The sequence below is a fragment of the Microbacterium sp. cf332 genome, assembly GCF_900102175.1.
Lineage (GTDB): Bacteria > Actinomycetota > Actinomycetes > Actinomycetales > Microbacteriaceae > Microbacterium.
In genome coordinates this window covers 1-403 of the sequence record NZ_FNKN01000003.1, presented here as the reverse complement: position 1 = coordinate 403, position 403 = coordinate 1, and positions in this window count along the sequence as shown.

Genomic DNA, 403 nt, shown 5'->3' with positions numbered 1-403 from the left:
TCACGCTTCGGATACGACGGACGGTCACCATCACGCTTCGGATACGACGGACGGTCACCGTCACGCTTCGGATACGACGGACGGTCACCATCACGACGCGGACGCGAGTCGCCATCACGACGCGGACGCGAATCTCCGTCACGACGCGGACGGTCGTCCCGTTGCGGACGCTCGTCATTGGAGCGCGGGGGCCGCGATTCGTCGTCACGACGTGGCCGCCGCGCACCGGAGTCCGCAGCGGAGTAACGGGGCTTGCGCTCCGATCGCGGGCGGTCTTCTTCAGTCACGACGTTCCTTTCGTCCCGGAAACGAGAAAGGGCCACCCAGCGTTGGGTGGCCCTTTCACGAAAGAAGTCCGGCGGTGTCCTACTCTCCCACAGGGTCCCCCCTGCAGTACCATCGG